The 2856-nt window shown below is 75.0% G+C and carries 2 protein-coding genes; one reads left to right on the top strand and one right to left on the bottom strand.

Features of this window, described 5'->3' with window-relative positions; translation table 11 throughout:
• Positions 1-163: 163 nt before the first annotated feature.
• Entirely contained in the window at positions 164-1801 is a 1638-nt protein-coding gene (locus CR470_RS37150) for an ABC-F family ATP-binding cassette domain-containing protein (protein ID WP_097872120.1), read from the bottom strand.
• Between the two features lie 115 nt (positions 1802-1916).
• Between CR470_RS37150 and CR470_RS37145 the strand changes: the two genes are divergently transcribed.
• Positions 1917-2849, top strand: a complete 933-nt coding sequence (locus tag CR470_RS37145; RefSeq protein WP_097872118.1) for an NAD(P)/FAD-dependent oxidoreductase — start codon at positions 1917-1919, stop codon at positions 2847-2849.
• Positions 2850-2856 lie beyond the last annotated feature (7 nt).

Raw genomic sequence — 2856 nt, 5'->3', positions numbered from 1 at the left:
TCCCGGCAGGGCCAGGGGGCCCCTGCTCCGGCCAACAGCGCGATGGCGGACGCGCTGCGGCGGGCCGGTCTGACCGACCCGAAGCGGGGCGGCCGGGGGCGCTGAACGCAGCGGATGGGGGCGGGTCGCCGCGTGCGGCCCGCCCCCGTCCCCGTAACCGTGCTCAGACTTCCTTGACCTGGCCGTCCGCCACCTCGACGCGGCGGGTCGTACGGACCGCCTCCAGCATCCGCCGGTCGTGCGTGACCAGCAGCAGGGTGCCCGTGTACGTCTCCAGGGCCGCCTCCAGCTGCTCGATGGCGGGCAGGTCCAGGTGGTTCGTCGGCTCGTCGAGCACCAGGAGGTTGACGCCCCGGCCCTGGAGCAGGGCGAGGGCGGCGCGGGTGCGCTCCCCCGGGGACAGGCTGGTCGCGGGCCGCATCACGTGGTCGGCGCGGAGGCCGAACTTGGCGAGCAGGGTGCGGACTTCAGCCGGTTCCGTGTCGGGCACGGCCGCGCAGAACGCGTCCAGCAGCGACTGCGCTCCGAGGAACAGCTTTCGGGCCTGGTCCACTTCGCCGACGACGACGCCCGAACCGAGGGTGGCGTTCCCTGAGTCCAGCGGCAGCCGCTCCAACAGGGCGGCCAGCAGCGTGGACTTGCCGGCGCCGTTGGCCCCGGTGATGGCGACGCGGTCCGCCCAGTCGATCTGGAGCGAGGCGGGGCCGAACGAGAAGTCGCCGCGCGCCACGCGGGCGTCGCGCAGGGTCGCGACGACGGATCCGGAGCGCGGGGCGGAGGCGATCTCCATCCGCAGCTCCCACTCCTTGCGCGGCTCCTCGACGACGTCCAGGCGTTCGATCATGCGCTGGGTCTGCCGGGCCTTCGCGGCCTGCTTCTCGCTGGCCTCGCTGCGGGCGTTGCGGCCGAGCTTGTCGCCGTCGGTCGCCTTGCGGCGGGCGTTCTTGACGCCCTTGTCCATCCAGGAACGCTGCATATGGCCGCGCGCTTCGAGGGAAGCCTTCTTGTCGGCGTACTCCTCGAAGCCCTCCCGGGCGTGCCGGCGGGCGGTCTCCCGCTCCTCCAGGTAGGCCGCGTAGCCACCGCCGTACAGGTTGATCTGCTGCTGGGCGAGGTCCAGCTCCAGCACCTTGGTGACCGTGCGCATCAGGAACTCGCGGTCGTGGCTGATGACGACCGTGCCCGCGCGCAGGCCGGACACGAAGCGCTCCAGGCGCTCCAGGCCGTCGAGGTCGAGGTCGTTGGTGGGCTCGTCGAGCAGGAAGACGTCGTAGCGGGAGAGGAGCAGCGAGGCGAGTCCCGCGCGGGCCGCCTGCCCGCCGGAGAGCGCGGTCATGGGCCGGTCGAGGCCCACGGTCAGGCCCAGCTCGGCGGCGACCTGCTCGGCCCGCTCCTCCAGGTCCGCGCCGCCGAGGGCGAGCCAGCGCTCCAGGGACTCGGAGTACGCGTCGTCCGCGCCCGGGGCGCCCGCGACCAGGGCCTCCGTCGCCTCGTCCATCGTGCGCTGGGCGTCGGCGACGCCGGTGCGGCGGGCCAGGAAAGCGGACACCGTCTCCCCGTCGCGGCGCTCGGGCTCCTGCGGTAGGTGGCCGACGGTGGCGGTGGGCGGGGAGAGCCGCAGCTCGCCCTCCTCCGGGCGGTCGAGCCCGGCGAGCAGCCGGAGCAGGGAGGATTTGCCGGCGCCGTTGACTCCGACGAGACCGATCACGTCACCGGGGGCGACGACGAGGTCGAGCCCGGCGAAGAGCGTGCGGTCGCCGTGTCCGGCGGCGAGGTCCTTGGCGACGAGGGTGGCAGTCATCAGGGTGCCGATCCTAATCGCCGGCGCTCCATGCCCAGCGCCCTGTACCCCTGGCCTCCGGTTTCCGGTGTCCGTTAGCGTCCACGCAGCGACCGGGTGCACCGATGTGACAGGAGTGACCGTGAGGGCGGATGTGATCGTGGTGGGCGGCGGGGTCATCGGTCTGACCACCGCCGTGACACTGGCGGAGCGCGGGCTGCGGGTGCGGGTCTGGTCGCGCGATGCGGCCGGTGCGACGACGTCGGCGGTGGCGGGTGCCCTGTGGTGGCCGTACCGGATCGAGCCCGCGGAGCGGGTGGGCGACTGGTCGCTGGCGACGCTGGCGGTCTACGAGGGGCTGTCGGGCGCCCCGGAGGAGACCGGCGTACGGCGGGTGGCGGGGCTGCACGCCGGGGAGCGGCTCGCGGCGCTGGGCGACTGGTCGGCCGGGCTGAAGGACGCAGTGGAAGTGCCCGAAGGGCTGCGGGTGACGCTGCCGCTGCTGGACATGCCCGTCCATCTGGCGTGGCTGGAGCGACGGCTCGCGGCCGCGGGCGGCACGGTGGAGCGGCGGGCGGTGACGGGGCTCGCCGAGGCGGCGGGGCGGAGCCCGGTGGTGGTGAACTGCACGGGGCTCGGGGCACGCGCGCTGGTGCCCGACGCCGGGGTGCGGCCGGTGCGGGGGCAGCTGGTCGCGGTGGAGAACCCGGGGATCGAGGAGTGGTACACCGAGGCGGATCCGGCGTCGGCCGCGACGACGTACTTCTTCCCGCAGCCGGGCCGGCTGGTGCTGGGCGGTACGGCCGAGGCGGACGATCCGCGCACGGAGCCCGACCCGGGGACGGCGCGGGAGATCGTGGCGCGGTGTGCGCGGATCCGGCCGGAGATCGCCGGCGCCCGGGTGCTCGGGCACCGGGTGGGGCTGCGGCCGGCGCGGGAGGCCGGGGTGCGGATCGAGGCGGAGGCGCTGCCGGGCGGCGGTCTGCTGGTGCACAACTACGGGCACGGCGGCGCGGGCGTGACCGTGGCCTGGGGGTGTGCGCGGGCGGCGGCGGCGCTGGTGGGCTGACCGGGGT

The sequence above is a fragment of the Streptomyces sp. rh34 genome (assembly GCF_002551245.1).
Lineage (GTDB): Bacteria > Actinomycetota > Actinomycetes > Streptomycetales > Streptomycetaceae > Streptomyces.
Note: the sequence above shows the minus strand (reverse complement) of the source record. Positions and strands in the feature narration are given on the sequence as shown.